2 protein-coding genes are annotated in these 1,748 nt (G+C 57.7%); both read right to left on the reverse strand.

The window, feature by feature from the left end:
* Positions 1–59 precede the first annotated feature (59 nt).
* A complete protein-coding gene (gene istB, locus ACSZPU_RS25515) occupies positions 60–839 on the reverse strand; it encodes an IS21-like element helper ATPase IstB (protein WP_025160416.1) in 780 nt (259 codons plus the stop codon).
* Positions 839–1,748, reverse strand: a 910-nt coding sequence (gene istA, locus ACSZPU_RS25520; protein ID WP_499004395.1) for an IS21 family transposase, incomplete at its 5' end; no start/stop codon positions are given. The genes istA and istB, both read right to left, overlap by 1 nt.

Below are 1,748 nucleotides of genomic sequence, written 5' to 3' on the forward strand. Positions count from 1 at the left end.
GCAGTCGAACTTTGACCCACCTTTGTTTAACAACAGCAGTTGTAATTTGACCCACCTGATCACTCAGGATTAGGTTCCGTTATCAGTCCTGCCTTACGTTTCTGTTTCAGTCGATAGCTCTCTCCTTTTATCTGCACTACGTGTGAGTGGTGTAGGATCCTGTCCAGCATCGCTGATGTCAGAGCGGCATCACCTGCGAACGTCTGGTCCCACTGACCGAACGGCAGGTTCGATGTCAGGATTGTGGCGCTTTTTTCGTAGCGTTTCGCCACCACCTGGAAGAACAGTTTCGCTTCTTCCTGACTGAACGGCAGATAACCGATTTCGTCTATGATGAGCAGGCGGGGTGTCAGTACGCCCCGGTGAAGCGTGTTTTTGTAGCGACCCTGCCGCTGCGCCGTTGACAGCTGCAGCAACAGGTCGGCAGCGCTGGTAAAGCGTACCTTGATCCCGGCCCGCACAGCTTCATAGCCCAGCGCGATAGCCAGATGCGTTTTGCCCACACCTGATGGCCCCAGCAGTACCACGTTTTCTCCCCGCTCAATGAAGCTCAGGGAGCGCAGCGACTGCAGCTGCTTCTGTGGTGCGCCCGTCGCGAAGGTGAAGTCATATTCTTCGAAGGTTTTCACCGCCGGGAACGCCGCCATTCGTGTATACATCGCCTGTTTTCGCTGGTGACGCGCCAGCCTCTCGTCCTGCAGCAGATGCTCAAGGAAGTCCAGATAACTCCATTCCTGGCTGACGGCCTGCTGGCTCAGCGCGTGCGCCGAGCCGACAAGACTTTCCAGCTGCAGCTGTTCTGCCAGCGACGCCAGGCGCTGATGCTGTATCTCAGTCATTAAGCAGCTCCCGGGCAGAACATGTCATAGATGGAGAGCGGATGATGCAGCGGATTACGGTCGAAGAGCTGGATGTCTTCTTTGATCAGCAACTGCTCCACCGGCTTATCTGGCGGAAGTGCCAGCATGGACTGTTGCTCTTCCTGCCAGCGGTCGCAGGGTCGGCAGTGGATCGTCTGGTGCTCACGACTGTTGGCTACCTCGCTGAGCCAGCGGCGGCCTTCGCGATTGGCCGTTTCAACGTCCAGCACGACGCCGGCAGGCCTGAGCCGCGTCATCAGTGGGATATAGAAGCTCTGGCGGGTGTAGCCCACCATGCGTTCAACTTTGCCCTTTGTCTGCGCCCGGAACGGCCGGCACAGGCGCGGTGTGAAGCCCATTTCTTTGGCGAACTGCCAGAGGGAAGGATGGAAGCGATGCTGACCTGGCTGATAAGCATCGCGCTGCAGCACAACCGTCTTCATGTTGTCATACAGCACTTCCTGTGGCACGCCTCCGAAGAACCGGAAGGCGTTGCGGTGGCAGCTTTCCATCGTTTCGTATCGCATATTGTCCGTGAACTCGATGTAAAGCATCCTGCTGTATCCCAGTACGGCAACAAAGACGTGCAGCGGGGTATGCCCGCTGCGCATCGTCCCCCAGTCGACCTGCATCTGTCGTCCTGGCTCGGTTTCGAAGCGCACAGCCTGCTCCGCTGTTACAGGTGGATGCTCTGCGCGGAGGAAGTAGCGCAGCAAGGTCAGGGAGCCCCGATAGCCACGCTCACGTATTTCTCGATAAACCACCGTCGCTGACAGCCGGTAAGGGTGTGCCTCTGCAAGCCGCTTCCTGATGTAGTCACGATGCGGGTCGAGCAGACTGGCAGCTTTAGGGCGTGGCGAATAGACGGGCTCCGCCTTCTGATTTTTG

The organism is Phytobacter sp. V69, assembly GCF_965644215.1.
In the GTDB taxonomy this organism is placed as follows: domain Bacteria; phylum Pseudomonadota; class Gammaproteobacteria; order Enterobacterales; family Enterobacteriaceae; genus Phytobacter.

Bases quoted from the DNA above. Each gene is read 5' to 3' on its own strand.
- istB (WP_025160416.1), bottom strand. From the start codon at position 839: ATGACTGAGATACAGCATCAGCGCCTGGCGTCGCTGGCAGAACAGCTG.